We start from the raw sequence: 25,433 nt of genomic DNA, 5'->3' as shown, positions 1-25,433 counted from the left end.
GATGAAGCCCATTCGCGGCGAAGCCTTTGAGGCGGACGCCACGATCCGCGGCGGCGCGCACGTGTCGCAGCGCCACGATTCCGCGCACAAGCATGTCACCGGCGAAGCGGTCTATATCGACGACATGGTCGAGCCGATCGGCACGCTCCACGGCTGTCTCGGGCTTTCCACCGTTGCCAATGGTGCGATCCTGTCCGTCGATCTCGAAGCGGTGCGGGCAGCACCGGGCGTCGTCGGCGTGCTGACGGCTGTCGATATCCCAGGCGAGAACGACATCAGCCCCACCGGCCGGCATGACGAACCAGTCTTTGCCGAAACGGAAGTGCTCTTCCACGGGCAGCCGATCTTCGCGGTGATCGCCGAAACGCGGGACGCGGCACGCCGTGCATGCCTGAAGGCAGAGATCACTTACGAAGAGCGGCCACCCGTTATCGACATTCTCGATACCGCCGACGATCCGCGCCTTGTCACGCCACCGCTGACGCTTGCGCGCGGCGACGCTGCTCAAGCGCTCGAAAGCGCGCCGCACCGGCTCGACGGCACGATGCGGATCGGCGGTCAGGATCACTTCTATCTGGAAGGCCAGATCGCCATGGCCCTTCCGGGCGAAGATGGCGATGTCCAGGTCTTCTCTTCCACCCAGCATCCGAGCGAAGTGCAGCACATGGTCGCCCATGTGCTCGGCGTCCCCTCGAACGCGGTGACGGTAGAAGTGCGCCGCATGGGCGGCGGCTTCGGCGGCAAGGAAACGCAGGGCAACATTTTCGCTGCCGTCGCTGCCGTCGCGGCCAAGCGCTTCGGCCGTGCCGTGAAGGTCAGGCCCGATCGCGACGACGACATGGTAGCCACCGGAAAGCGCCACGACTTCCTCGTCGATTACGATGTGGGCTTCGACGCAAATGGCCGCATCCAGGCGATCGACTACACCTATGCGGCGCGCTGCGGCTACTCCTCCGACCTTTCCGGGCCGGTGACGGACCGCGCACTGTTTCACTGCGACAACGCCTACTATTACCCGGCTGTCAAAGCCGTCTCGGCACCGCTCTTCACCAACACGGTCTCCAACACCGCCTTCCGCGGCTTTGGCGGCCCGCAGGGCGTGGTAGCGTGCGAGCGCGTGATCGAGGAAATCGCCTATGCGCTCGGCAAGGACCCGCTCGAGGTGCGCCGCGCAAATTTTTACGGCACGGACGATCGCAACGTAACGCCCTACCACCAGACGGTGGAGGACAATGTCATCCACCGCGTCGTGGACGAACTCGAGGCCTCGAGCGACTATCAGGCGCGTCGTGCTGAAATCTTGGCGTTTAATCGCGAAAGTCGCATCATCAAGCGCGGCATCGCACTGACGCCGGTGAAGTTCGGCATCTCGTTCACCGCCACACATTTCAACCAGGCCGGCGCGCTCGTCCATGTCTATACCGATGGCTCGGTGCACCTGAACCACGGCGGCACGGAGATGGGCCAGGGCCTCTTCACCAAGGTCGCGCAGATCGTGGCGGAAGAGTTCCAGATCGATCTCGATCGGGTGAAGATCACGGCGACCACGACCGGCAAGGTACCAAATACGTCGGCGACGGCCGCTTCCTCCGGCACGGATCTGAACGGCATGGCGGCGCAGGTGGCCGCGCGCACCATCAAGGACCGGCTGATCGCCTTTGCTGCCGATTTCTACGATGTGCCAGCCGAATCGGTCGTCTTCTCGGCCAACCGTGTCGATGTCGGCGGGCATGCCATGTCGTTCGCCGAACTGGTCAAGCAGGCCTATGTCGCCCGCGTGCAACTCTCCGCGGCAGGCTTCTACAAGACCCCGAAGATCCATTGGGACCGCGACAAGGGCACGGGTCGGCCGTTCTACTACTACGCCTATGGCGCAGCCTGTTCGGAAGTGTCGATCGATACGCTGACGGGCGAATACCAGGTGGAGCGCACCGACATCCTTCACGACGTCGGCAAGTCGCTCAATCCGGCGATCGATCTCGGCCAGGTCGAGGGTGGCTTCATCCAGGGCATGGGTTGGCTGACGACGGAAGAGCTCTGGTGGGATGGCAAGGGGCGCCTGCGCACCCACGCACCTTCCACCTACAAGATCCCGCTCGCTTCCGACCGCCCGCTGATCTTCAACACGCGCCTTGCCGAATGGTCGGAGAATGCCGAGCGCGCCGTCCGCCGCTCGAAGGCCGTGGGCGAACCGCCCTTCATGCTTGCCGTTTCGGTGCTCGAGGCGTTGTCGATGGCTGTGGCCAGCACGGCCGACTATCGCATCTGCCCGAGGCTCGACGCTCCGGCAACGCCGGAACGCGTGCTGACGGCGATCGAGCGCCTGAAAGCAGCCGGCGCGGCATGATCACGCCGGAAACGGCCCAAGGCTTCATCGAAGCCGAGGGGGCTGCCGTTCTCGTGACGATCGTCGAAGCGAGAGGTTCCGCGCCGCGCGAGGCCGGCGCCTGGATGCTGGTCGGGCAACGCGGCATTCTCAATACGATCGGCGGCGGGCAGCTCGAATTCGCAGCAATCGCGCATGCAAGGGCGATCATTGCCGGTGAGCAGGCGGAGATGCGGCTCGACGTACCGCTCGGTCCGGCAATTGGGCAGTGCTGCGGGGGTCATGTGTCGCTCGAATTCCGGGCGCTAACCGATTCCGCAGACTCAGAAGTTCACGAACGCGTCGCAGCCGACCTCACCGCGAGGCCACACGTTTATCTTTTCGGCGCCGGTCATGTCGGTCGGGCGCTGGCGCATGCGCTGAGTCTGCTGCCGTTCCGCACGGTCATCGTCGAGACACGGGGCGAGACGCTCATCGATCTCCCCGAAGCCATTGAAACCAGACTGACGCCTCTGCCGGAAGAGGTCGTCGCCTCCGCGCCCGCCGGTGCAGCTTTCGTCGTCTTCACCCATGAGCACGCGCTCGACTTCCTCGTCACGAAGTCAGCGCTGGAACGCGGCGATGCCGCCTATGTCGGCATGATCGGCTCGGATACGAAGCGCGCAACATTCCAGAGCGCATTCCGCCGCGACGGCGGCAATCCACAGCGTTTGGAAGCGCTCACCTGCCCGATCGGTGCCAAGCTATCGGACAAGCGACCCGAGATCATTGCCGCACTCGTCGCCGCAGAACTCGTTGCCGTGCTCGCTTCAGAATAAGTCCGGATCGCCGCGCCGCCGACGACCTTGCATCAGTCCCAAATCCCGAAGACGATCCTCGGGCAGCGATTTCGGATCAATCCGACTGATCCGTGGCCGGCGCTGAAGATGCGCAGACAGCTCCCGGCTGATGCGTATAAAAAGGCGCGCGAAAAGCGGCGCGCGGACGATGTCCACCCGTTCCATGACCAAATCTCCGGCCTCGTCTTTGTCTTGCTGGTTGTCGATGATGTGCCGTAACGATAGGCTGGAAGCGAGCCGGCGATCCAATGGGAAGATCGCAAGCGCCCATTAAGAGGCCTTATGCATGGACCCGCTGCCGCCGCTGAACGCACTGCGTGTCTTCGAGGCGGTCAGCCGACACATGAGCTTCACCCGCGCCGCCGACGAGCTCGGCATGACGCAATCGGCGGTCAGCTACCAGATCAAGCTTCTGGAGGATCGTGTCGGCACGCCGCTCTTTCTGCGCAAACCACGCCAGATCGTGCTCAGCGATGCGGGCGGGCGGCTCGCGCCGAAGGTTCGGGAAGCCTTTGCCACGATGCGAGAGGCTGTCGCTGGCTTGAACGATGACACCTCCCGCACGCTCGTCATCAACACCCTGCAGACGTTCGCGGCGCGCTGGCTGGTTACGCGGCTCGGTTCCTTTCAGCTTGCCCATCCGGAGATCGCCGTCAGGCTGGTCACCACCCAGAATTATGTCGATTTCGACCGTGAGGAGGTCGACGTCGCAATCCGGGTCGGCACCGGTCCCTGGCCGGGCCTGGCGCGCCACAGATTGATGGACATCCGCTTTACGCCGATGCTGAGCCCAGCGCTCGCCGAAACGATCGGCGGCGTGAGGGAGCCGGCCGATATCCTCAAGTTGCCGATTCTGGCGCCACGCGACCATTGGTGGCCGCTCTGGCTGCATGCCGCAGGTCTCGACCCGGATGCGCTGAAAGGCCGACCAGACCACCGGATGAGCGCACAGGCGCTGGAAGCAGGCATGGCGATCGCCGGCATCGGTGTTGGCATTCTGACACCGGAATTTTATCCGAGCGAATTGGCGCTTGGCCAGCTGATCCAGCCCTTCGACATCATTTGCACGGACAACACAGCCACCCACTGGCTCGTCTACGCGGAAAGCCGCCGCAACGCCCCGCAGATCCGTGCCTTTCGCAATTGGATTCTGTCACAGGCAGGCGTCGAAGGTGGTTGATGCAGTGCACAAGGGCCTTTCCGCAGCCAAGCGTCTCACGCTAAGGATCGGGGTCGCATCAATGGGATCGCACCATGTATGAATATGCCATCGCCTGGGAATGGCTGTCTTTTGCCGTGCGCTGGCTGCACGTGATCACGGCCATCGCCTGGATCGGCTCGTCCTTCTATTTCATCGCGCTCGATCTCGGGCTCACGAAGCGCCCGGGCATGCCGGTGGGCGCGAGCGGCGAAGAGTGGCAGGTGCATGGCGGCGGTTTCTACCATATCCAGAAATACATGGTCGCGCCGGCGGCCATGCCCGAGCACTTGACCTGGTTCAAATGGGAAAGCTACGCGACCTGGCTTTCGGGCTTCGCGATGCTCGCCGTCGTCTATTATGCCGGTGCCGATCTCTATCTGATCGACCGCAATGTCCTGGACGTCTCGGCGCCCGTCGCGATCCTGATCTCGCTCGCCTCGCTCGGCCTCGGCTGGGTGCTCTACGACCAGCTCTGCAAGTCGCCGATCGGCAAGCACACGACCGGCCTGATGATCGTGCTCTACGGCGTGCTCGTCGTCATGGCCTGGGGTTATACGCAGCTCTTCACGGGGCGCGCGGCGTTCCTGCATCTCGGCGCGTTCACCGCGACGATCATGTCGGCCAACGTGTTCCTGATCATCATTCCGAACCAGAAGATCGTGGTGGCCGACCTCAAGGCCGGCCGTGCTCCCGATCCTCGCTTGGGGCTTCAGGCCAAGCAGCGCTCGCTGCACAACAATTACCTGACGCTGCCCGTCATTTTTCTCATGCTGTCGAACCACTATCCGCTGGCTTTCGGCACGGCCTACAACTGGGTGATCGCCTCGCTCGTCTTCCTGATGGGCGTGACGATCCGGCACTGGTTCAACACCAAGCATGCCCGCAAGGGCTCGCCGACCTGGACGTGGATCGTGACGCTGGTAATCTTCATCGTCATCATGTGGCTATCCACCGTCCCTCGCCAGACCACCGAGGACGGTGCCGAGGCTGCCGGCGCGGTCGCCCCGGCCTTCGCGGCATTCGCGGAAGACGTGCATTTCAGTGAGGCGCGCGACACCGTCCAGGGTCGCTGCTCCATGTGCCATGCAGCAGAGCCCGTCTGGGAAGGCATTCACCGCGCTCCCAAGGGCGTGCTGCTCGAAACGGACGCGGAGATTGCAGCCCACGCCCGCGAGATCTACCTGCAGTCCGGCCGCAGCCACGCCATGCCGCCCGGCAATTTGACGGCGATGACGGAAACCGAACGCGCGCTGATCAACGCCTGGTACGAAAGCGCTGCCTATGGAGCGGACCGTTGACCGCGCGGCTGTTGCGCGGGCGGCTGCTGTCCTTCACCCGCAAGCCTGAAGCCGCCGACGACCATACAAGCTACCGCTACGAGGACGATGGCGGCCTGCTGATGCAGGATGGCCGCATCAAGGCTTTCGGATCATTTCAGTCGGTCAAGGCGAAGGCGCCGGATGACGTGGTCATCGTCGATCATCGGCCGCACCTCATCATGCCGGGCTTCATCGATCCGCACATCCATTACCCGCAGATGCAGGTCGTCGGCTCCTATGCCGGCTCGCTGCTGGAATGGCTGAACACTTACACCTTCATCGAGGAACAGCGTTTTGACGACGAAATCCACTCGGCGCGGATCGCCGGGCGGTTCTTCGACGAACTCGTGCGTCATGGCACGACGACGGCGGTCGCCTATTGCTCGGTACACCGCTCGAGTGCCGACAATTTCTTTGCCGAAGCGAGCCGCAGAAACCTGCGCATGATCGCCGGCAAGGTGATGATGGACCGCAACGCGCCGGATGCGCTGACCGATACGCCGCGGTCTTCCTATGAAGACACGCAGCATGTGATCGACCGCTGGCACGGCAGGGGCCGCAACCTCGTCGCCATCACGCCGCGCTTCGCGATCACCTCCTCACCGGAGCAGATGGAGATGGCGGGCGCGCTGGCGAGGCGGAATCCGGATCTTCACATCCAGACGCACCTCTCTGAAAACAAGGCGGAAATCGAATTCGCCTGCGAGCTCTATCCGAGCGCGAAGGACTACACCGACATCTATGCCCGATACGGCCTGCTTGGGCCCCGCACGCTGCTCGGCCACGCCATCCACCTGAGCGATCGCGAGTTGGGTGCGCTGGCGGCAGCTGAAGCAGTACCGGTTTCATGCCCGACCTCGAACCTCTTCCTCGGCAGCGGCCTCTTCGATCTTCGCCGCGTGGAGAAAGCCGGCCTGCGTGCGGCCTTTGCGACCGACATTGGTGGTGGAACGAGCTATTCGATGCTGCGCACGATGGATGAGGCCTACAAGGTGCAGCAACTCGCCGGCAACCGCATGCCGCCTCTCGAGAGCGCCTGGCGCATGACGCGCGGCAATGCCGACGCGCTCGGCCTCACCGACCGCATTGGAACCCTGGATGAGGGCTCGGAAGCGGATGTCGTGGTGCTCGACGCCCAGGCGACACCGGCGATGGCGCTGAAGATGGAACGCGTCACCACGCTTTCGGAAGAGCTGTTCCTTATGCAGACCATGGGCGACGACCGCACGATCCGCGAGGTTTACGTCGCGGGTGAGCCGGGCAAGTCGGTGCTGGTGCATTGAAGCGGCGTGGTCGCCCCGCGATGGGGACGACCCTTACGATCGCCGGATCAACTCCCCCGGTACGTCGAATACCCGTAGGGCGAGATCAGCAATGGCACGTGGTAGTGCGCGCCGGCGTCGGCAATGCCGAAGCGGATCGGCACGATGTCGAGGAAAGCGGGCTCAGGCAGGGGTTGCGCTTGCGCCCGCAAATAATCGCCGGCGTGAAAGACCAGCTCGTATGTTCCTACGACGAGGCTATCGCCGGCAAGCAGCGGTGCATCGCAACGCCCGTCGGAATTGGTCGTGACGCTTTTGAGATGGACGCGATCGGTGCCTTCGAGCCGGAAGAGCTCGATCGCAAGACCCGACGCGGGACGTCCCGATGCGGTGTCCAGGACATGGGTGGTCAGTCGGCCGCCTTCGCTCATGGCTTATCTCTTTTCGTCAGGTCAGCCGCCTCGATGACGAAGGGCTCGGAATAGAAATATTCTTCGAGATTGAGTCCCGGCCCTTCCCGATCGACAACGAGGAAGTCGCTGACGTCATCAAGAGCCAGAAGCGGGTGATGCCAGACATTGCGCCCATAGCTGACGCCTTGCACGCCGGTTGCGCGAAAGACACGCGGTCGCGCGGGCCGTCCACTGTCATCCTCGGCAACAGCCAGCAGCCAGTCCCGCTTGTCGAGTGGATAAAAGGCCTGGCTGCCTTCGGGGTGGCGCTCCATCGTTGCAATGGAAAACGGAAAAGCCCGTGGCTGCCCGCGAAAAAGGCTGACGATCGTCCGACCCTCGGCATCCGTGTCGCTGACAGCCAGCCGATGGTAACGTTCGGTCGTTCCACCATTGATCATCCGAAGTTCGGCTCCGTCGATATCCATGACGGAGCCGAACGGGGCAAAGGCTTCCCGCGTCAACCTTTCAACGGTGAGCGTCAGCGCCACCAAGCGCTCAGGCCTTGGTGCCGAAGAGCCGCAGACGGCTGACGCCGCCATCGGGATGGATCGCGAAACGGACATGAGTCACCGGCCCGATCCCCTCCACTGCGTCACCGGCGAACTCGTGCACATGGTCCATCTGCAGCTTGGTGCGCGGCAGAATGGGCTTCCAGGTCTCGCTGTCACGGATCTGCTCATCACTGAAATCGCCGACGTGATCCGGCAGATAGGCCCCCAGCAGCTCGCAGGTATCGGGATAATTGCCCTTGAAATGGGCAGTATCGACGATGACTCGGGCAATCGTTCCCGGGTGGCCGAGCTTCAGGATTGTCCAGTCGTGACCGGGCCCGCGGCGGCGCGCCGTTTCCCAACCATCACCCATGTTGATGCCGCGACCGGGTCCAAGCATCCGTTCCGGCGAGCCGTAATGCGCATCCGACCAGGCGAGCGCGCGGGCACCGTGGAAGATATAAGCGAGATCGACCTCCTGCTCGGCGCCGACACGGCTCCAGTCATAGTGCGCGGCACCGAAGACACGCAGGCGCGCCACGCCACCATCGGGATAGATGTGCAGACGCAGATGCGTCCAGACATTGGCGCGGTGGGCCTGATCGTCGATCTCGACATAATGATGCCGCGACGGCCCGAGCGCTGTCTTCGACAGGATCTCCACCCATTCGGTCGCCTCGTCCGGATCGCCATTTTCGACATGGGCGACTTCGATGCTGGCGTGCGGGGGGTAGTTGCCCGTGAAGAAGCTTGTATCGATATCGAAGCCGAAGATGCGGCCGGGCATCGCGAGGCGGATGATGGCCCAATCGTGACCCGGCACCCGCTTGCGGCGCGATTCCCAGCCATCCATCCACTTGCCGTTGTCGTCGTATTCGCCGGGCAGGAAGACGGCCGGCTCATCGTTCAACATGCGCGACAACGGTGCGAAGAATTCGTCCGAGGTCGCCAACCCGACAGCTCCGAGCCGCTCGGAGGCCAGGTTAATGGTCCCACGCACGAAATCAGGAATGTCCTCGCTCAGTTCGAGAACGGCATGCTCATTGGTCATTCAACTCTCCGGATGCATGGATTTGAGCCTGAGCAGCGCGATCTTCTCCACCTCATTGCAGGCAGTCGCGAACTCGTCAGGCTTGGTGTTCTTGATACGCTTCTCGAAGGCCCGCAGGATGTCGTCCTTGCCGAGCCCCTTGACCGCGATGATGAAGGGGAAGCCGAATTCGCGCTGATAGCGATCGTTGAGTTCGGTGAAGCGCGCATGTTCTTCAGGCGAAAGCCGATCGAGCCCGGCGCCAGCCTGCTCGGATTTCGAAGCCTCGGTGAGACCGCCCGAGATCGCGAGCTTGCCTGCGAGATCGGGATGGGCGCGGAGCACGCCGAGCCGCTCATCACGGTCTGCCGCGCGAAATGCCTGACACAGAGCGAGATGAACGGTCGAGACCGTCAGCGCCTGGTCGGACGCAAGGCGCTGGTAGCCACGTTCGGCGACGAAGGGCGAATGCTCGAAGATCCCGCCGTAGCGCTCGACAAATACATCTTTTTCGATCATCGCGGTTGCCTCTTGTGATGCGCATGCCAATGGCGCGCAATGTCGATCCGGCGCGCGACCCAGACCTTATCGTGGCCCGCGACATAGTCGAGGAACCGCGCAAGGGCCGCCGCCCGCCCCGGACGGCCGACGAGACGGCAGTGGAGACCGATGGACATCATCTTGGCCGCACCCTGCACGCCTTCCTCATAAAGAACATCGAAGCTGTCCTTGAGATAGGTGAAGAACTGCTCGCCCGTATTGAACCCTTGCGGCGTCGCGAAGCGCATGTCGTTGGCGTCGAGCGTATAGGGCACGATCAAATGGTCGCCATTCATCCCGTCGACCCAATAGGGCAGATCGTCCGCGTAGGAATCGGAGGAATAGACGAAGCCGCCCTCCTCCATCGCCAGCTGCGTCGAATGGATCGACGATCGGCCCGTATACCAGCCGAGCGGCCGTTCGCCGGTGACTTCGGTATGGAGGCGGATCGCCTCGTCCCGGTGGCGGCGCTCCTCGTCGAGCGTGAAGTCCTTGTAGTCGATCCATTTGAGGCCGTGGGATGCAATCTCCCAACCGGCTTCCTTCATGCCCGCGACCGCCTCGGGATTGCGCGCAAGCGCTGTCGCGACACCATACACGGTGACCGGCATGCGGCGCTCGTTGAACATACGCCACAGCCGCCAGAAACCAGCGCGGGAGCCGTATTCGTAGATCGATTCCATGTTCATGTGGCGCTGGCCGGGCCAGGCCTGCGCGCCGACGATTTCCGAAAGGAACGCTTCGGATGCGGCATCGCCATGGATGATCGCGTTTTCCCCGCCTTCCTCGTAATTGACGACGAACTGCACGGCGATGCGCGCACCGTCCGGCCAGCGCGGATCGGGCGTCGTGCGGCCGTAGCCGATCATGTCTCTGGGGTAAGGCTCGGTGGTCATGGTGAGATTCTTCATTCTTCGGCGCGGACGTTATCACCCGCAGCGTCGATTGCCAGCGTGCTGGACGCGCCGTTCAGCGCTTTATCCGCGCGGCCTTAGCGAGATGATAATCGATCGAGAAGCTTTCCGGCAATTCGACCGGCCGTCCCAGCAGCCGGTTGAGCGCCGCCTCGGCCATGGCATGGGCAATACCGAGCGTGATCTTGAAGCCGCCCGTCGCGATCACCGTGTTCGCGTCACCTGGCACGAAATCGACCAGCGGATCACGGCCGATCGCCCGGGGGCGAAGCCCGGCCCAGCGTTCGATCACCGGCGCATTAGCAAGCGTGGGACACAGAGCAAACGCACGCGCGAGCAAGACGTCCAGCTGAGCATCGGTCGAAAACGGCGCGTCGAAGCTGTTCTCGCTGGTGCTGCCGATCGCAACCGTGCCGTCCGCATGGGGAATGATATAGACGCCATCATCGAAAATGAGCGGCTGAGCGGGATCGCAGCGCGCATCGAGCAACGCCGCCTGCCCTTTGACAGGCATGCCGAGCTCGGTCGGAAGCGGAAACAGCGACGCAAGCAAAGGAAAGCTCTGGTGCCCGGCCGTTACCGCCATTCGGTCAGCCAGTATGACGGCTCCGCTGGCAAGCTCCGCCCTGCCGGCCTGCCAATGCTGCAGTCCGTCATGCTCGATCAGGAGCACATTCGGCCGCGTTTCCAGGCCTGTGCGCAGCGCTGCGCAGAGGCGCCGCGGATCGAGCCTTGCACTCAGATCGTCGAAGACGACGCCGGCCGGTGCGGCAGCTGCGGCCAGCCAGCTGCTCCCGGTTGCGGGCGGATGCACCGTCCAACGAAACGACCGATCGCGCCCCTGCCAGTTGCGGCCCGCATCGTCCTGACGTTCGCGCGCGCGATCCAGCTGACGCTGGTCAAGCAGCGGCATGAGGCGGCCGATGCGGCCGTAGCCGGTGGACAGCCCCGTCTCCGCCTCGAGCGCGGCGATTGCTGGCTCCAGCGACAGGAGCGCTTCAAACTGAAATTGCTTTTTGCCGTTCCAGCGCTCCGGCGCATGCGGCATCAGTGCGCCGAGAATGCCGCCGCTGGCACCGGCTCCAATCGCGCCGGCATCCACGAGGGCGACCGACATCCCGGCGTCGCTCGCAAGCCGTGCCATCCACAAACCGACGACACCGCCACCCGCGATCAGGAGATCGCACGACCGAGCGCTGCTGGAAGCTGACTGAGCCCGTTGCATCGGCACTTCAATCGGCGCTACGCACGTCGCGAAGAGACCGCGGCATGGAAGTAGATCGATGGGTGAAGAAGGCGAAAACGCGATCGTGTGGCATGAGGGCGATATGCCTTTTTCCACGCGCTTTGGCGATCATTTTTACTCTCGCGAAAATGGTCTCGCAGAGACGCGGCACGTGTTCATTGCCGGCAATCGGCTGCTGGAGCGGTGGCAGGAACAAAACCACTTCGCCATCGCGGAACTCGGCTTCGGCACGGGGCTGAACATGCTGACGACGTGGCAGGCCTGGAAAGCGCAGCGCCGCTCGGGCCAAGATCTCACCTTTACGTCCTTCGAGAAATTCCCGCTTGATGGCGAGACCTTGGACCGCGCTCTCGCGAACTGGCCGGAGCTTGCCGATGAAGTCGCAGCCCTCGTCGCTGTCTGGCCACAACCGAAACCGCTGGAAGATCTCGTGGTCGATCTCGACGATGGCGTCCGGCTGCAGCTCCTGATCGGCGATGCGGCGGAGCGGTTGAACGCTTGGGATGGCCCAGCCGACGCCTGGTATCTCGACGGCTTTGCGCCCTCTCGCAATCCCGACATGTGGTCAGCGGATCTTCTCGGCGCCGTGTTCGAAAAGACCAAGCCCGGTGGGACATTTGCGACCTATGCCGCGGCAGGCTTCGTGCGGCGCAATCTTCAGGCGGCCGGCTTCACCGTCGATCGGCTTCCCGGCCACGGCATGAAGCGCGAAATGCTTGCCGGCACACGGACGTCGTAAAGCGCAATATCAGCCGGCCGCCTTCGCGTCATTCTTGAGCCACTCGCCGATCTTGCGTTCCAGCATGTCGGGGCTAATCGGCTTGGAGATGTAATCGTCCATCCCCGCCTGCAGGCAGGCCTCCCGATCGCCCTTGAGCGCGTGGGCAGTGACACCGATGATCGGCACATGGCCGCGGCGCTGCCGCTCGCGCGCACGAATGGCCTGCGTTGCCTGATGGCCGTTCATCACCGGCATCGATACGTCCATCAGGATCAGCCGCGGAACGGCACGATCGAATTCGGCGACCGCCAGCGCGCCATTGCCGACGATGCGGTAGACGACGCCGAGATCGTCGAGGATCTGGCTGAAGACGATCTGGTTGACCTCGTTGTCTTCCGCAACGAGCACGTCCAGCCGAGCCGCCTGCTCTTCAAGGCGCCTGCCCGACGATTGCGGCTTGGCCGCGATTTGGCGGTCGACATGGCCATCGTTCGCTTCGTCGTCGAAAGCAAGCGCGGCCCCGATACCCGCCACCGATTCGGCCAAGCCTTCGTTGTCGATCCAGAGATCGAGCGACAGCGCTCCAGGTTTCGACGTGAAGGCAGGCGCAATCGTCTCGGGCTTTATCTGGTCGAGGTCGCTTGACAGTTCCTGCACGACGTCCGTCGGCAATCGCAATTCGGGCGCCGGAGCGCTTGGTCTCGAACGTGCCAGGGCTTCACCGAGTGTGGCCGCCAGATGCGCTTCACGCGCCGGCTTCGTCAGCACCGAAACGAGGCCAAGCCGCTGGATGTCGGAACGCCGCGGATCGACATCGACCGAGGTGAGCAGGATGATCGGCGTATCTTTCAGTGCCGGATCGAGCCGCACTGCCGTCGCCATTTCCAGCCCAGTCATGCCCGGCATGTGATGGTCGAGGATCACACAGTCGACCGCGACATTCATGGCGGCTGCGGCTTTGAGCACCTGAAGGCCCTCGGCACCGCTGACGGCCGCGCAGCCGTCGCACTGCCAGTCCTGCAATTGCGCGCTCAGAATATCGCGGTTCACCTGGTTGTCGTCGATCACCAGAACGCGCGCGCCGACAAGCGACGCCGGCGGTGGCGCAGGCGTTTGCAACGTCTCGCCAATCGGCAGCGCGAGGAAGACGCGGAACGTCGAGCCTCGGCCCTCTTCGCTTTCGAGCGAAATCGTCCCACCCATCAATTCGATGATCCGGGTTGTTATGGCGAGACCGAGGCCGGTACCCTCGTGCCGGCGGGTCGACGATCCATCGACCTGGCTGAACTTCTCGAAGATCTTGTCGCGCTTGTCGGCGGGGATGCCGAGCCCCGTATCCTCGATGGTCAGTACAAGTTCCGCGCTATCGTCGACAGCGCGGCCGGCGAGCGAGATCAGGACGTGGCCTTTCTCGGTGAACTTGATGGCGTTGGAAAGCAGGTTCATCACGATCTGGCGGAAGCGGCCCTGATCGCCGACGAGCATGCCCGGCACGCCCGCATCGACGCGCACCACCAGTTCGAGATCCTTCTCTGCCGCGGCCTTCGCCAGCAGACCGGCAACGTCTTCGACCGCATCGCGCGCATTGAACGGCGCATATTCGAGCGAGATCGCGCCCGCTTCGATCTTGGAGAAATCGAGGATGTCGTTGATGATCGTCAGGAGCGCGTTGCCGGACTTCATGACGATGTCGCAATAGGTACGCTGGCGGGTATCGAGGTCGGTCTTCGACAGGAGTTCTGCCATGCCCAGCACGCCGTTCATGGGCGTGCGGATTTCGTGGCTCATATTGGCGAGGAATTCGGACTTCGCCCGATCGGAGGCTTCGGCCTTGATGACCAGCTGCTGCAGTTCCGCTTCCCGTTCCTTAAGCTCCGAAATGTCGGAATAGGTAACAACGGTCAAACCGCCGGTCGTGGGCTTGCCGTCGATGCGCAGCCAACGGCCGTCACGACCTTTGCGCTCCAGCTGGTGGAACTGTCCTTTGCGGGCACTCTCGAGAATGTAGGCCTTGGCCTTTTCCGCCTCCTCCCCCTCGCCGTAGTCGCCGCGCTCGGCGCAGTAATCGATTAAGACCACCCAAGGCTTGCCCGGTCCGACCAGTCCACGCGGCACATCAAGGAACTCGTAGAAGCGGTCGTTGGTAAAGAGTATCTTGTTGGCGTCGTAGATCAGCAGGCCCTGCGCCATCGCCTCCGCAGCGTCGTCGAGCAGGCGGACGGTGTCCTTGAGCTTGGCGTTGATCGCTTCGGCGCGCTCGCGATGCTTGCGCACTTCGCTGATGTCGTAATAGCCGATCATGCGGCGGCCGTTCGACAGCGGCGTCACCGAGTACATCAGCGCGACGCCATCCTGCCGCTTGAATTCTCTCGGAGCGACGGCGCCCTGCCGGATCTCGGCGGTTCTGGATGCGACGTAGCTTTCCCAGTCATCGTCGACGACGTCGTAGATCCCGTTGTCGCGGTTGAGGTCCATGAGCTTACGGAACGGGTGCCCAAGGAGAAGCACCGGCTCCAGACGCCAGATGTCGAAGAAGCGCCCGTTGATCAGTTCAATGGTGAGGTCCTGGTCGACCACGACGACTGCCATGGGCATCGCCTCAATGACCTGCCGGAGATCGTCCATTTCTCCGGACTGATCCGGCACGGGAGCCGACGCCGACCCGACATCCTGAAGCAAGGCAGTTGGATCAATCCGGGGATCGTGGCCGACGACGAATAGCGACCCGTCGGTGCATTTGATCCGCGTCAGGGTGAGCACGCGCCGAACCCCGTCCGGACAGACCATCGAGAGCCGCTGGACCTTGCCAAACACGAGGCATCGGCGCTCGGCCTCATCGCGCTCACGATCATAGCCGTCTTCACCGAAGGCTGGATCGCTGGTAGGCATTGCGGATTTGTTGATGGAGGTGAGGAAGGACTGACTGGCCGCGCGATAGCGCATCTGGCCGTCCTTGACGTAGATCAGGTGACCGATCTGCGGCACGTGCGCGATGCCGCGCTCGATCACATCCCTATCGAGATCACCCTCAACAGTCCGCACGCACCACCCCCGCCATCGCCAACCCACAATCGAGCCGGCCGCGCCAACAACCCAAGGGTGAGAATGCCGGTCCGCGCTGAACAAAGCGTTAACCATAGAACGGAACAGTGGAGACCGCAGCGGTTCGAAGCGCACGCGTCATTTTCTGGCCTGATTGCGACATCCCAGGCCGCATTCGGCACGGCGCATCCCCTCTCCTTCTGCAACATTATGTTCCTAATTGATAAAAATCGTGTCCGCCGGTTGCCAGGATGGAATAGAGGCGTTAGGTTCCGCACCAACATCTCCCCTATAGCCTCCGCCAGGCCGCGACTTGCTGATCTGCACTTCGTATCACTGCGCATTATTCGAGGTCTCACCCACTTGTATTGAAGTCCCTCACGGGAAAAGCTTTCACGGACGGTATGGCGAACAAAGTAGAAGCGAAGAATATCTTCAAGATATTTGGAAGCGAGCCCGATCGGGTCTTCGAAATGGTGAGCAAGGGCCACAGCAAGGCGGATATCCACGCCGAGACAGGCCAGACGATCGGCGTCAATGACGCAAGCTTCGAGGTTGCCGAGGGCGAGGTCTTCGTAGTGATGGGCCTCTCCGGTTCCGGAAAGTCCACGCTCGTGCGGATGATCAACGGATTGATCCCGCCGACAAGCGGCCAGATGATGATCGACGGCATCGACGTGGCGTCGTGTTCCGCCGAGACACTGCGCAAGGTGCGGCGCGAGAAGGTCGCGATGGTGTTCCAGCACTTCGCCCTCTTTCCCCACAAGACGGTCGTGGACAATGTCGCCTACGGGCTGAAGGTGAAGGGCCTGCCTGCAGCCGAAAGGCGCGAAAGGTCACTGAAGGCGCTGGCCCAGGTTGGCCTCGAGGCTTATGCGGACAGCTATCCCGAGGAGCTCTCCGGCGGCATGCAGCAGCGCGTCGGATTGGCGCGTGGTCTCGCGACCGAGCCCGAGATCCTTCTGATGGACGAGCCCTTCGGTGCGCTCGATCCCCTCATCCGCCGCGACATGCAGCTGGAACTTCTGGAACTGCAGCGCAGCCTCAAGAAGACGATCATCTTCATCACCCATGACCTGAACGAGGCGCTGATCCTGGGCGACAAGATCGCCATCATGAAGGATGGCAGCTTCGTGCAAGTAGGCACCGCGGAAGAAATCGTGGGCGAGCCAGCCGACGATTACGTCCGCGCCTTCACCCAGGACATCGACCGCTCGCGCGTGTTCGAAGTTGCCGCCATCGCACGCCCGCCGCTCTCCATCGAGATCAGCGCCTCCGTTTCGGAGACATTGGCTCGCATGGAAGCCGAGGACCTGGACGCGCTGTTCGTGACAGACAATGGTACACTGCGCGGGCAGGTCTTTTACCGCGGCCTCTCGGGCGCCTCGAATCCAGGGGCGCTCGCGCAGCACCTCGATCCGAATTTCGCGACGGTGACGCCCGATGCCCACCTGCACGAGCTCTACGGCAAGGCAGCAGCCGGCCGGCCCATTGCGGTGGTGGATGAGACGGGCGCGTTCATCGGCATCGTCGAACCGGGCGACATTTTTCACCAGCTGGTCCGCGGCGAAGAGCATGAGAGTGGTCAAAAGCGTGCAGCAACTGCCTGAGATGGATCGACTGTGCACAAGACAGTGGGAGGCTTGAAGCATGTTCAGCCCATCCGACCTTTTTGAAATCCCCTTCGGCGACTGGGTCGATTCCGCCGTCAAGGACTGGCTCGTCCCCAATTTCAGGCCGTTCTTCCGCTCCCTCCAGGCGCCGATTTCGTTCGTTCTCGATGGGTTGGACGGATTTCTGAATGCGATGCCGATGCTCGTGTTCACGGCAATCCTCGCCTTCATCGCCTGGCGTACGGCCGGCCGCGGGGTTGCCATCTTCACGGCGCTCGCGCTCGTCTTCCTCGACCTGATCGGGGTGTGGGGACAGACCATGACGACGCTCGCCATGATCGTGACGGCTGTGTTCTTCTGCGCCGTCATCGGTGTCCCGGTCGGCATCTTGGCAGCGCGCAGCAACCGGTTCCTCGCCATCCTGCGGCCGATCCTCGACGTGATGCAGACGATCCCGCCCTTCGTCTATCTCGTGCCGATCGTGATGCTGTTTGGCGTCGGCACGGTGCCGGGCGTCATCGCCACGATCATCTTTGCCCTGCCGCCGATCGTGCGCCTGACAAATCTCGGCATTCGCGGTGTGCGGGCCGACCTCGTCGAGGCGGCCTATGCATTCGGCTCCACACCCTCCCAGGTTCTGTGGGAAGTGCAGCTTCCGCTTGCCATGCGCACCATCATGGCCGGCCTCAATCAGACACTCATGATGGCGTTGTCCATGGCCGTCATTGCAGCGCTTATCGGCGCCGGCGGTCTTGGCTTGACCGTCAACACGGGTCTCGGACGGCTGGATGTCGGAACCGCGATGGAAGGCGGCATCGGCATCGTCATTCTTGCGATCATTCTGGACCGGATCACGCAATCCTTCGCCGAGCGCAAGGCGGTCGCCACGCCCTCGCTCGCACAGACGTTCCGCGGCTTTTTCAAGCCGTCGCGGATCGCGGCTCGCACGGCTGACGAAAAGCCCGCCTGACCGCCACGAAAATCGGCCGCCTTCTTGCGGGCGGCACGAAAACCCTCCGCTTGCAACAAGGGGCGGAGACCGACAAAACCCAAAGGGAGAACAAAGATGACAGCTTTCGGACGCCTGCCCCGCCTCTCTGCCAGCGTTGCGGCGGCAGCCCTCTGCTTCGCGGCGGCAACGACCGTTGCCAGCGCTCAGGATGCGCAGCCCGGTGAAGGCGTGACCATCAACATGGCACAGCCGACCTGGGACACGGGCTATTTCTACACGCAGATCTACAAGCAGATGCTCGAAGAGCTTGGCTACGAGGTCGCAGGTCCGAGCGCGCTCGACAACCCGATCTTCTACCAGTCGGTCGCCCAGGGCGACATGGACCTGTGGGTGGACGGCTGGTTCCCGCTGCACAACACCTACGAGGAGACCTTCTCGCAGGGCGCCGAAAAAGTCGGCACGGTTGCCGCTGGTGGCGCACTTGAAGGCTACCTGATCGACAAGGCCACGGCCGATGAACACGGCATCGACAATCTGGAGGATTTCAAGGATCCGGAAATCGCCGCGCTCTTCGACCGCGATGGCGACGGCAAGGCCGATCTCGTCGCCTGCCCGCCCGGCTGGGGTTGCGAAGTCGGTATTGAGCATCACCTCGACGCCTACGGCCTGCGCGATACGGTCAATCCCGTAAAGGCCGGCTACAACGCCTCCATGGCCGATGCGGTCGCCGCCTACGAGGCCGGCGAGCCGATCTTCTTCTACACATGGACGCCGAACTGGACCGTCAACGTGCTGAAGCCGGGCGAAGATGTCGTCTGGATCGAAGTGCCGGAAATCGACCTGCCGGAATCGACCAAGGGCCTCGAAGATGCAGCCACAATGGCCGGCGTCGAGGGCTGCGTGAACGATCCCTGCCAGCTCGGCTTCCCGGCCAACGATCTCGTTCCGGTGGCGAACTCCGAGTTCCTCGAAGCGAACCCGGCGGCGCGCGCGCTTCTGGAAGCGGCGTCCGTGCCGCTGGACGACGTCTTCGCGCAGAACGCCAAGATGTACGAAGGCGAAAACAGCGAAGCCGACGTCGCTCGCCATGCTGCCGAGTGGATCGAAGAGAACCGCGCGCAGGTCGACGAGTGGCTGACTGCCGCGCGCGACGCGGCGTCCTGATCTGAAAACTTCGTGAACTTAACCCGCAAGCGGGCCCTTCGGGGCCCGTTTGCACAAGATTTTGCCGCACGCGAACAGAATCTGCGGCATTTGTGCAGCCGCCCATGGTTTTCGCGGCCTTCCATTGCGAATTGCCCGATGCTAGAGGCATCGCCATCGACGTCCCGGACAGGGGACGCATCCGCGACGAGAAGCGGCCTAAGGCCGCCCACAGGGAACGATGTCAGCGATCATCGAAGTGAAAAACGTGAGCAAGCGCTTCGGCGGCTTCCACGCAGTCAACGACTGCACGCTCTCGGTCGAGAAAGGCTCCGTGACGGGCCTGATCGGCCCGAACGGCGCTGGCAAGTCGACGCTGTTCAACATGGTGGCGGGCACGCTGGAGCCGACGAGCGGGACCATCCTGTTCGACGGCGAAGACGTGACCGGCCTGCCTTCGCACGCGCTGTACAAGCGGCGCCTGTTGCGAACCTTCCAGATTGCGCACGAATTCTCCAACATGACGGTACTTGAGAACCTCATGATGGTGCCGGACAACCAGACAGGCGAAGGCCTGATCGGTGCCTGGTTCATGCCCGGCCGCGTCGGCCGCGAGGAAGAAGCGATCCGCCGCAAGGCCGAGGAAGTGCTGGACTTCCTGAAGATCACCCATGTGAAGACCGAGCTTGCCGGCAATCTTTCGGGCGGCCAGAAGAAGCTCCTGGAACTCGGCCGCACGATGATGACCGACGCCAAGGTCGTGCTGCTCGACGAGATCGCCGCCGGCGTCAACCGCACGCTCCTGAACGATCTCGCGTCCAACATCGAACGGCTGAACCGCGAACTTGGCTACACTTTCTTCGTCATCGAGCACGACATGGACCTGATCGCCAGGCTCTGCGACCCGGTCATCGTCATGGCCGCCGGTTCTGTAATGACGCAAGGCCACATCGCCGACATCCAGAACGACCCGCGCGTGATCGAGGCCTATTTCGGCGGCTCGCCGACGGGCAATGCGACCGTCGCCCACGCCAATCAGGTGGAGGCGCGTCCGTGAGCCTGCTCGAAATCCGCAATCTTCATGCCGGTTACGGCCAGATGACGATCCTCAAGGGGATCGATATGACGCTCGATGCCGGCGAGATCGGCGTGATCGTCGGTCCGAACGGAGCCGGCAAGTCGACGACGCTGAAGGCGATCTTCGGCATGCTGAACATCACCGAGGGCTCGATCCATTTCGACGGGCACGACATCACCGGCATCAGCCCGGAAATGCTCGCCGCCCACAAGATCGCGATGGTGCCGCAGGAACACAATGTCTTCGCGACGCTGACGGTGCACGAGAATCTTGAGATGGGCGCCTATACGCGGCGCGACGACTATTCCCGTGTGATGGACGAGGTCTACGAGATCTTCCCGCCGCTGAAGGACAAGCGGCGGCAGGCAGCCGGCGAATTGTCCGGTGGCCAGCGCCAGATGGTCGCCTTCGGCCGCGCGCTGATGATCGAGCCGAAGCTGATCCTGCTCGATGAGCCGACGGCGGGCCTTTCGCCCATGTACATGTCGGAAATCTTCGACCGCGTGATCGCCATCAACAAGCTCGGCGTGACCGTCGCCATGGTTGAGCAGAACGCCAAGCAGGCGCTTGCCATCGCCCACAAGGGCTTCGTGCTGGCCAACGGCCAGAATTCCTACACCGACACCGGCCGGGCGCTTCTCGACAATCCGGAAGTCGCCAAAAGCTTCCTCGGGGGATGATCGACACCAATGAATGAGCTGGTCTTCTTCATCAACAAGGGCATCCTCGCCGGTGCCATCATCGGGTCGATCTATGCGCTCGGCGCAATCGGCGTCACGCTGATCTTCGGCATTCTGCGCTTTGCCCATTTCGCCCATGGCGACATGATGACGCTCGGCGCCTTCATCGCCTACGTTCTGGCCGCAGCACTCGCCGCCGCGGGTTTCGCGGGCCCGCTGCCGATCGCCATGATGGTGCTGCCGATCGTTATGATCCTCACCGCCGGCATATCGATCGGCATCGACCGGACGTTCTACCAGCCGCTGCGCCGATCCGGTGCAAAAGGCATCGTGCTGGTCATGGCCTCGATCGGCGTGACCTTGATGCTGCAGGGCCTCATTCGCCTGTTCGCCGGCCCGAGCTCGCGTGAGCTTTATTTCAACGAGCCGAAAGACATCTTCCGCATCGAAGTGCCCGGCGCCAACCAGATGATCACGGTGACGGAGCCGCAGCTGGCGCTCTTCATCGTCACGCTGATCTCGGTGATTGCGCTGCACTACTTCCTGTCGCGCTCGCGCCTCGGCAAGGCGATGCGTGCGGTTTCCGACAACCCGTCGCTGGCGCAGGTCACCGGCATCTCCATCGAGACCGTGGTGCGTGCCACCTGGATCATCGGTGGTGGACTTGCGGCACTTGCCGGCACGATGCTCGCGCTGGACGTCTCGCTGAAGCCGGATCTCTCCTTCAACATCCTGCTGCCGATCTTCGCCGCGACGATCGTCGGCGGCATCGGCCAGCCCTATGGCGCGATCGCAGGCGGCTTCGTCGTCGGCTACGCCGAGACGCTCGCCGTGTTCAACTGGTCGGTGCTGCTGCGCCCGATCGCGCGCTGGACCGACAACGCGTTCGAAGTGCCGGCCTCGCTCGCCATCGTGCCCACGGACTACAAGCTGATGGTGCCCTTCGTCCTTCTGATCCTCATCCTGATCTACCGGCCGACCGGTATCTTCAAAGGACGGGTGCTGTGATGACCGATAACCGTCGCGACCTCCTGCTCTTCGCCGGGCTCGGCGTTCTCTTTGCCATCATCTTTGTCACCCAGGGCACAGCATATTCGCTGCGCGTGACGGTGGAAGCGCTGTGCTACGCGATGATCGCCTTCGGGCTTTCGCTGCAATGGGGCACGGCGGGGCTCTTCAATGTCGGCATCATGGGCTTCATCGCCGCCGGCGCCTTCGCCTCGCTCTTCGTGACTTTCCCCGTCAACCAGGCGTTCTGGGATTCCGAAGGCCCTGCCATGCTCGGCGATGTGCTCGTGAAGGTGGCGATCGGCGCGGCCGCCGTCTTCGCCGTGTCGTGTTCGGGCAAGATCGGCCTGCCAAAGCCGCTCGTGACCTTCCTGACGCTGGTGACGCTCGCCGTCGCCTATCTGGTGGTCTCGGCAAGCCTCGATCCCACCGCCCGCTACATCGAACGGGAAGCCGGCTTTGTCGGTGGCCTTGGCCTGCCCGTCTATTTCGGCTGGGCGGCAGCCGGCATCGTTGCCGGTGCTATCGCCTGGGTGGTCGGCAAGATCTGCCTTGGCCTGCGCTCCGATTATCTCGCGATCGCCACGCTCGGCATCGCGCAGATCATCAAGACCTTCCTCAAGAACGCCGACTGGTTGACGCGTGGGACACAGACCGTGTCGCCCCTGCCCTGGCCGGTACCGGGCGCGGCCGAAGTCGGCTTCACCGCGGCACGCGCAAGCTACCTCGTCCTGACGGCAGTGATGCTCGTCATCGTCTACATGCTGCTGCAGCGCGTCTATCACGCGCCCTGGGGCCGCATGATGCGCGCGATCCGCGACAATGAAGACGCAGCCTCCGCCATGGGCAAGGATGTGACCAAGCGCAGGCTCGAGATCTTCGTCTTCGGCTGCGTCTTGATGGGCATCGGCGGCGCGACGCTCATCCATTTCAACACGATCTTCGACCCGAACGGCTTCGTCGACCTCAACCACACCTTCCTGATCTGGGTGATGGTGATCCTCGGCGGACCCGGCAACAATCGCGGTGCGATCTTCGGGGCGCTGCTGGTCTACGTGATCTGGACGATGTCGGAACCGGTGACGCTCGTCATCTTCGACTACATCCGCACGATCGGGCGCGATCTCTTCGGCTGGCAGGCCCCTGCGGACCTGAACAGCCGGGCGCTCGCCATGCGCGTTTTCGTCATTGGCCTGACGATCACCATGGTGCTGCGCTTCGCGCCGAAAGGCGTCATTCCGGAGCGTCTGTCGCGCAAGGCCTAAGGTTGAGGACGGCTCACACCGCCTCGCGCAACTCCCGCCACGCGGCCTCGACCACGGCCGCGGGCTTTGGCCGGCTGAAGAGATAACCCTGCCCGTAATGGCAGCCATGGGCGAGCAAGGTTTCCGCCTGGGTGCCCGTCTCGACACCTTCAGCCACGACCTGTTTGCCGAGCCGCCTTGCGAGCGTCAGCACCGCCTCGACGATTGCCATGTCGGCAGGCGACGTCAGCATCGAGCGGACAAAGGACATATCCAGCTTGATGACGTCGAATTCGAGCTGGCGCAGATGGACCAGCGACGCGTAGCCCGTGCCGAAGTCATCGAACGCGATCTTGATACCGTGGTCCGACAGCCGCTTGAGGCCCGAAGCGACCGAGGTCGCGCCGGTTGACAGAAGCACGCCTTCGGTCACCTCGATCTGGATGTCACCGGGTGCGAGACTGGCATCGGCCATGCTGGAGATCAGCCGGTCGACGAAGCCGCTGCCGATGAACTGGCTCGATGAAACATTGATGGCGATGTTGCCGAAATCAAAGCCGCTGGCCCGCCAGTGCGAGGCTTGCCGGATCGCCTCGTCCATGACGAAGTCGCCGATGCGCCGCGACATCTCGCCATCTTCGAGGACGGGCAGATATTCGCCGGGCGCAGCGTAACGGCCATCCGGCTGACGCCACCGCAGCAAGGCCTCGAACCCGCTGAGACTGCGGTCCATGAGCTTGATCTTCGGCTGGTAGAACAGCGTGAACTCGCCGCGGTCGAGCGCCCTTCGCGCCTCGCTGATGATGTTGAACCGATGGAGCGCGACTTCGTGAAGATCGGAGGAGTAGGTGGCGAGGCAATTGCGCCCCGCCGCCTTCGCCTTGTAAACGGCGAGATCGGCCGATTGCACCAGTTCGAGAGCATCCTGCGTGCAGCCAGGCTCAGCAGGGGCGAGACCGATGGAGGCCGATACCTGGAACGTGATCCCCTTCCAGTCGATCGGTTGCTGGATGACGAGCCGTAAAGCTTCGAGCCGTTCCTTCAAGGTTTCCAGATCGCATTCATCGGCAATCACGAGCGCGAATTCATCACCGCCGGGCCGCACGAGAAGCCAGTCCGGACCACAATGGCTTCGCAGTCTCGTGGCAATCGCGCGCAGGCAGGCATCGCCGGCAGCGTGGCCATAGCTGTCATTGATGGCCTTGAAGCCGTCGAGATCCAGGATCGCGATACCCGTCGTCAAGTGCTTGCGATCCTTGAGATGCTGGTTCGCGGTCCGCAGAAAGTAATTGCGGTTGTAGAGACCCGTCAGCGGATCGCGATTGGCCAGATAATCCAGACGCCCAAGCAGCCGCTTCTCGCGCGTGATATCCTGCATCATGCCGAAACGGCGCACGGGCCGGCCATTCTGGTCGTACTCGAAATCGACCCGGAGGCGCACCCAACGACGGCGGCCCTTCGCCGTGCGCAGGGTGGTTTCGAATTCCAGCGTCTCACGCTTCCGCATCGCTTCGCGCACGGCAACCACGTAGCGCTTCAAGTCCTTCTTGGAATAAAAGCGCGCCATGTGGCTGAAATCGCTGGTCGGACCAATCGGCGTGTGTTCGTCAAGATCGTGGATGCGCTTCAAGATCGCGCTCCATTCGGCCTGATCGGTCAACAGATCGTGGTTGAAGGCACCCATTTCACCGAGCGCGCAGGCTTCGTCCAGCATGCGGTTTTGCAGCGTCAGTGTATGTGACTGCTCTTCGATCGTGCGGGCGGACTGCGCGAGAGACATAGAAAGACGCGCCACGCGCACCGTGTCGCGATGCTGCCTGAGCAAGGCCGTCGCAATGGTTGCCAGCCGCTCCAGCTGCGCCACTTCACGCGATGACAAGGAGCGCGTTTCGGTATCGATGAGGCAGAGCGTGCCGAGGCAGATGCCGGGATCAATCTCGAGCGGAATACCTGCATAAAAGCGCAGATAGGGTGACTGGTGGACAAGCGGATTGCTGCCGAATCTGGCGTCCAGGCTCAGATCCTGAACAATAAGCTGCCTCCCCTGAGCAAGAGTAACGTTGCAGAGCGAATGAAGCCGCGGTGTCCAGCGATCATCATAGCCGGATCGGGAAATGTTCCACTGGACATCCTCGTCTACGATGGTGACCAGTGCACCGCTGACACCAAATATCTCGCTGGCGAAGCTGGTGATGGCGTCGAGATCGGGAAAATCGGATGTGTAGGTAAGGTTGAGCGCGCGAACGGCCTCTAGCCGCTCCACTTCAACCTTGCCGACCGAGCTTATCGTCATGGTTCGCCCCCGCTGCTGTCCATAACAGCTAGCGAG

Annotated in this window: 22 protein-coding genes; 13 read left to right on the top strand and 9 right to left on the bottom strand. The window is 62.9% G+C overall.

What is annotated here, in order from left to right; translation table 11 throughout:
• Position 1: 1 nt before the first annotated feature.
• Both xdhB and xdhC read left to right on the top strand, forming a co-directional pair.
• Entirely contained in the window at positions 2 to 2,347 is a 2,346-nt protein-coding gene (gene xdhB / locus PU133_RS09775) for a xanthine dehydrogenase molybdopterin binding subunit (protein ID WP_404864497.1), read from the top strand.
• Entirely contained in the window at positions 2,344 to 3,144 is an 801-nt protein-coding gene (gene xdhC, locus PU133_RS09770; protein WP_404861571.1) for a xanthine dehydrogenase accessory protein XdhC, read from the top strand. Before xdhB ends, xdhC begins: the two co-directional genes overlap by 4 nt.
• Here xdhC and PU133_RS09765 read toward each other — a convergent pair.
• Positions 3,136 to 3,330 (bottom strand): hypothetical protein, encoded by a 195-nt coding sequence (locus tag PU133_RS09765; protein WP_404861570.1) that lies wholly within the window; start codon positions 3,328 to 3,330, stop codon positions 3,136 to 3,138. The two genes, xdhC and PU133_RS09765, sit on opposite strands and share 9 nt — an antisense overlap.
• A 121-nt stretch (positions 3,331 to 3,451) precedes the next feature.
• Between PU133_RS09765 and PU133_RS09760 the strand changes: the two genes are divergently transcribed.
• From PU133_RS09760 to guaD, 3 genes are all read left to right on the top strand, one after another.
• Positions 3,452 to 4,345, top strand: coding sequence for a LysR substrate-binding domain-containing protein (locus PU133_RS09760; RefSeq protein ID WP_404861569.1), 894 nt, complete (start codon positions 3,452 to 3,454; stop codon positions 4,343 to 4,345).
• A 74-nt stretch (positions 4,346 to 4,419) separates the two neighbouring features.
• On the top strand, positions 4,420 to 5,664 hold the full coding sequence (locus tag PU133_RS09755) for a urate hydroxylase PuuD (RefSeq protein WP_404861568.1): 1,245 nt from the start codon (positions 4,420 to 4,422) through the stop codon (positions 5,662 to 5,664).
• Positions 5,661 to 6,968 carry a guanine deaminase gene (guaD, locus tag PU133_RS09750; RefSeq protein ID WP_404861567.1) on the top strand — a complete coding sequence of 436 codons (1,308 nt, stop codon included), beginning with the start codon at positions 5,661 to 5,663 and terminating at the stop codon, positions 6,966 to 6,968. Before PU133_RS09755 ends, guaD begins: the two co-directional genes overlap by 4 nt.
• Before the next feature lie 47 nt (positions 6,969 to 7,015).
• Here guaD and uraH read toward each other — a convergent pair whose 3' ends face one another.
• The 6 genes from uraH to PU133_RS09720 all read right to left on the bottom strand — a co-directional run bounded on the left by uraH (position 7,016) and on the right by PU133_RS09720 (position 11,602).
• Entirely contained in the window at positions 7,016 to 7,378 is a 363-nt protein-coding gene (gene uraH / locus PU133_RS09745; RefSeq protein WP_404861566.1) for a hydroxyisourate hydrolase, read from the bottom strand.
• The gene (locus tag PU133_RS09740) at positions 7,375 to 7,890 is read right to left on the bottom strand and encodes an ureidoglycolate lyase (protein ID WP_404861565.1); all 516 of its coding nucleotides are present in this window, start codon (positions 7,888 to 7,890) and stop codon (positions 7,375 to 7,377) included. Before PU133_RS09740 ends, uraH begins: the two co-directional genes overlap by 4 nt.
• A 7-nt stretch (positions 7,891 to 7,897) precedes the next feature.
• The gene (gene alc / locus PU133_RS09735) at positions 7,898 to 8,944 is read right to left on the bottom strand and encodes an allantoicase (RefSeq protein WP_404861564.1); all 1,047 of its coding nucleotides are present in this window, start codon (positions 8,942 to 8,944) and stop codon (positions 7,898 to 7,900) included.
• Complete coding sequence (gene uraD, locus PU133_RS09730) at positions 8,945 to 9,442, bottom strand: 2-oxo-4-hydroxy-4-carboxy-5-ureidoimidazoline decarboxylase (RefSeq protein WP_404861563.1); 498 nt, start codon at positions 9,440 to 9,442, stop codon at positions 8,945 to 8,947.
• Positions 9,439 to 10,359 carry an allantoinase PuuE gene (gene puuE, locus PU133_RS09725; protein WP_404861562.1) on the bottom strand — a complete coding sequence of 307 codons (921 nt, stop codon included), beginning with the start codon at positions 10,357 to 10,359 and terminating at the stop codon, positions 9,439 to 9,441. The genes uraD and puuE overlap by 4 nt, the downstream gene beginning before the upstream one ends.
• Positions 10,360 to 10,432: 73 nt before the next feature.
• The gene (locus PU133_RS09720; protein ID WP_404861561.1) at positions 10,433 to 11,602 is read right to left on the bottom strand and encodes an NAD(P)/FAD-dependent oxidoreductase; all 1,170 of its coding nucleotides are present in this window, start codon (positions 11,600 to 11,602) and stop codon (positions 10,433 to 10,435) included.
• A 58-nt stretch (positions 11,603 to 11,660) separates the two neighbouring features.
• Between PU133_RS09720 and mnmD the strand changes: the two genes are divergently transcribed.
• The gene (gene mnmD / locus PU133_RS09715) at positions 11,661 to 12,362 is read left to right on the top strand and encodes a tRNA (5-methylaminomethyl-2-thiouridine)(34)-methyltransferase MnmD (RefSeq protein WP_404861560.1); all 702 of its coding nucleotides are present in this window, start codon (positions 11,661 to 11,663) and stop codon (positions 12,360 to 12,362) included.
• Between the two features lie 9 nt (positions 12,363 to 12,371).
• Here mnmD and PU133_RS09710 read toward each other — a convergent pair whose 3' ends face one another.
• Positions 12,372 to 15,386, bottom strand: a complete 3,015-nt coding sequence (locus tag PU133_RS09710) for a response regulator (protein ID WP_404861559.1) — start codon at positions 15,384 to 15,386, stop codon at positions 12,372 to 12,374.
• A 404-nt stretch (positions 15,387 to 15,790) separates the two neighbouring features.
• Between PU133_RS09710 and PU133_RS09705 the strand changes: the two genes are divergently transcribed.
• The 7 genes from PU133_RS09705 (at position 15,791) to PU133_RS09675 (ending at position 23,125) form a co-directional block, all read left to right on the top strand.
• On the top strand, positions 15,791 to 16,996 hold the full coding sequence (locus tag PU133_RS09705; protein WP_404861558.1) for a glycine betaine/L-proline ABC transporter ATP-binding protein: 1,206 nt from the start codon (positions 15,791 to 15,793) through the stop codon (positions 16,994 to 16,996).
• A 40-nt stretch (positions 16,997 to 17,036) separates the two neighbouring features.
• Positions 17,037 to 17,969: an ABC transporter permease gene (locus PU133_RS09700; RefSeq protein ID WP_404861557.1), complete on the top strand. Its 933-nt coding sequence runs from the start codon at positions 17,037 to 17,039 to the stop codon at positions 17,967 to 17,969.
• Between the two features lie 96 nt (positions 17,970 to 18,065).
• Positions 18,066 to 19,115 carry a glycine betaine/L-proline ABC transporter substrate-binding protein ProX gene (proX, locus tag PU133_RS09695; RefSeq protein WP_404861556.1) on the top strand — a complete coding sequence of 350 codons (1,050 nt, stop codon included), beginning with the start codon at positions 18,066 to 18,068 and terminating at the stop codon, positions 19,113 to 19,115.
• Positions 19,116 to 19,335: 220 nt separating this feature from the next.
• Positions 19,336 to 20,151 carry an ABC transporter ATP-binding protein gene (locus PU133_RS09690; protein ID WP_404861555.1) on the top strand — a complete coding sequence of 272 codons (816 nt, stop codon included), beginning with the start codon at positions 19,336 to 19,338 and terminating at the stop codon, positions 20,149 to 20,151.
• Positions 20,148 to 20,852 carry an ABC transporter ATP-binding protein gene (locus PU133_RS09685; RefSeq protein ID WP_404861554.1) on the top strand — a complete coding sequence of 235 codons (705 nt, stop codon included), beginning with the start codon at positions 20,148 to 20,150 and terminating at the stop codon, positions 20,850 to 20,852. Before PU133_RS09690 ends, PU133_RS09685 begins: the two co-directional genes overlap by 4 nt.
• A gap of 9 nt (positions 20,853 to 20,861) precedes the next feature.
• Positions 20,862 to 21,860: a branched-chain amino acid ABC transporter permease gene (locus PU133_RS09680; protein ID WP_126009936.1), complete on the top strand. Its 999-nt coding sequence runs from the start codon at positions 20,862 to 20,864 to the stop codon at positions 21,858 to 21,860.
• On the top strand, positions 21,860 to 23,125 hold the full coding sequence (locus PU133_RS09675) for a branched-chain amino acid ABC transporter permease (RefSeq protein ID WP_404861553.1): 1,266 nt from the start codon (positions 21,860 to 21,862) through the stop codon (positions 23,123 to 23,125). The genes PU133_RS09680 and PU133_RS09675 overlap by 1 nt, the downstream gene beginning before the upstream one ends.
• A 13-nt stretch (positions 23,126 to 23,138) precedes the next feature.
• Here the strand turns inward: PU133_RS09675 and PU133_RS09670 are convergent, their stop codons facing one another.
• Positions 23,139 to 25,397 carry a putative bifunctional diguanylate cyclase/phosphodiesterase gene (locus PU133_RS09670; RefSeq protein ID WP_404861552.1) on the bottom strand — a complete coding sequence of 753 codons (2,259 nt, stop codon included), beginning with the start codon at positions 25,395 to 25,397 and terminating at the stop codon, positions 23,139 to 23,141.
• Positions 25,398 to 25,433: the final 36 nt, after the last annotated feature.

It is taken from the genome of Georhizobium sp. MAB10, from assembly GCF_045012825.1.
GTDB classification, from domain to species: Bacteria; Pseudomonadota; Alphaproteobacteria; order Rhizobiales; family Rhizobiaceae; genus Georhizobium; species Georhizobium profundi.
This window is presented reverse-complemented; position numbering and strand designations above follow the sequence as displayed.

What these genes read in the sequence shown, in the direction of transcription:
- xdhB (WP_404864497.1), top strand. Translation starts at nt 2, where the DNA reads ATGAAGCCCATTCGCGGCGAAGCCTTTGAGGCGGACGCCACGATCCGC.
- xdhC (WP_404861571.1), top strand. Translation starts at nt 2,344, where the DNA reads ATGATCACGCCGGAAACGGCCCAAGGCTTCATCGAAGCCGAGGGGGCT.
- PU133_RS09765 (WP_404861570.1), bottom strand. Translation starts at nt 3,330, where the DNA reads ATGGAACGGGTGGACATCGTCCGCGCGCCGCTTTTCGCGCGCCTTTTT.
- PU133_RS09760 (WP_404861569.1), top strand. Translation starts at nt 3,452, where the DNA reads ATGGACCCGCTGCCGCCGCTGAACGCACTGCGTGTCTTCGAGGCGGTC.
- PU133_RS09755 (WP_404861568.1), top strand. Translation starts at nt 4,420, where the DNA reads ATGTATGAATATGCCATCGCCTGGGAATGGCTGTCTTTTGCCGTGCGC.
- uraH (WP_404861566.1), bottom strand. Translation starts at nt 7,378, where the DNA reads ATGAGCGAAGGCGGCCGACTGACCACCCATGTCCTGGACACCGCATCG.
- alc (WP_404861564.1), bottom strand. Translation starts at nt 8,944, where the DNA reads ATGACCAATGAGCATGCCGTTCTCGAACTGAGCGAGGACATTCCTGAT.
- uraD (WP_404861563.1), bottom strand. Translation starts at nt 9,442, where the DNA reads ATGATCGAAAAAGATGTATTTGTCGAGCGCTACGGCGGGATCTTCGAG.
- puuE (WP_404861562.1), bottom strand. Translation starts at nt 10,359, where the DNA reads ATGACCACCGAGCCTTACCCCAGAGACATGATCGGCTACGGCCGCACG.
- PU133_RS09720 (WP_404861561.1), bottom strand. Translation starts at nt 11,602, where the DNA reads ATGCAACGGGCTCAGTCAGCTTCCAGCAGCGCTCGGTCGTGCGATCTC.
- mnmD (WP_404861560.1), top strand. Translation starts at nt 11,661, where the DNA reads ATGGGTGAAGAAGGCGAAAACGCGATCGTGTGGCATGAGGGCGATATG.
- PU133_RS09705 (WP_404861558.1), top strand. Translation starts at nt 15,791, where the DNA reads ATGGCGAACAAAGTAGAAGCGAAGAATATCTTCAAGATATTTGGAAGC.
- PU133_RS09700 (WP_404861557.1), top strand. Translation starts at nt 17,037, where the DNA reads ATGTTCAGCCCATCCGACCTTTTTGAAATCCCCTTCGGCGACTGGGTC.
- proX (WP_404861556.1), top strand. Translation starts at nt 18,066, where the DNA reads ATGACAGCTTTCGGACGCCTGCCCCGCCTCTCTGCCAGCGTTGCGGCG.
- PU133_RS09690 (WP_404861555.1), top strand. Translation starts at nt 19,336, where the DNA reads ATGTCAGCGATCATCGAAGTGAAAAACGTGAGCAAGCGCTTCGGCGGC.
- PU133_RS09680 (WP_126009936.1), top strand. Translation starts at nt 20,862, where the DNA reads ATGAATGAGCTGGTCTTCTTCATCAACAAGGGCATCCTCGCCGGTGCC.
- PU133_RS09675 (WP_404861553.1), top strand. Translation starts at nt 21,860, where the DNA reads ATGACCGATAACCGTCGCGACCTCCTGCTCTTCGCCGGGCTCGGCGTT.
- PU133_RS09670 (WP_404861552.1), bottom strand. Translation starts at nt 25,397, where the DNA reads ATGACGATAAGCTCGGTCGGCAAGGTTGAAGTGGAGCGGCTAGAGGCC.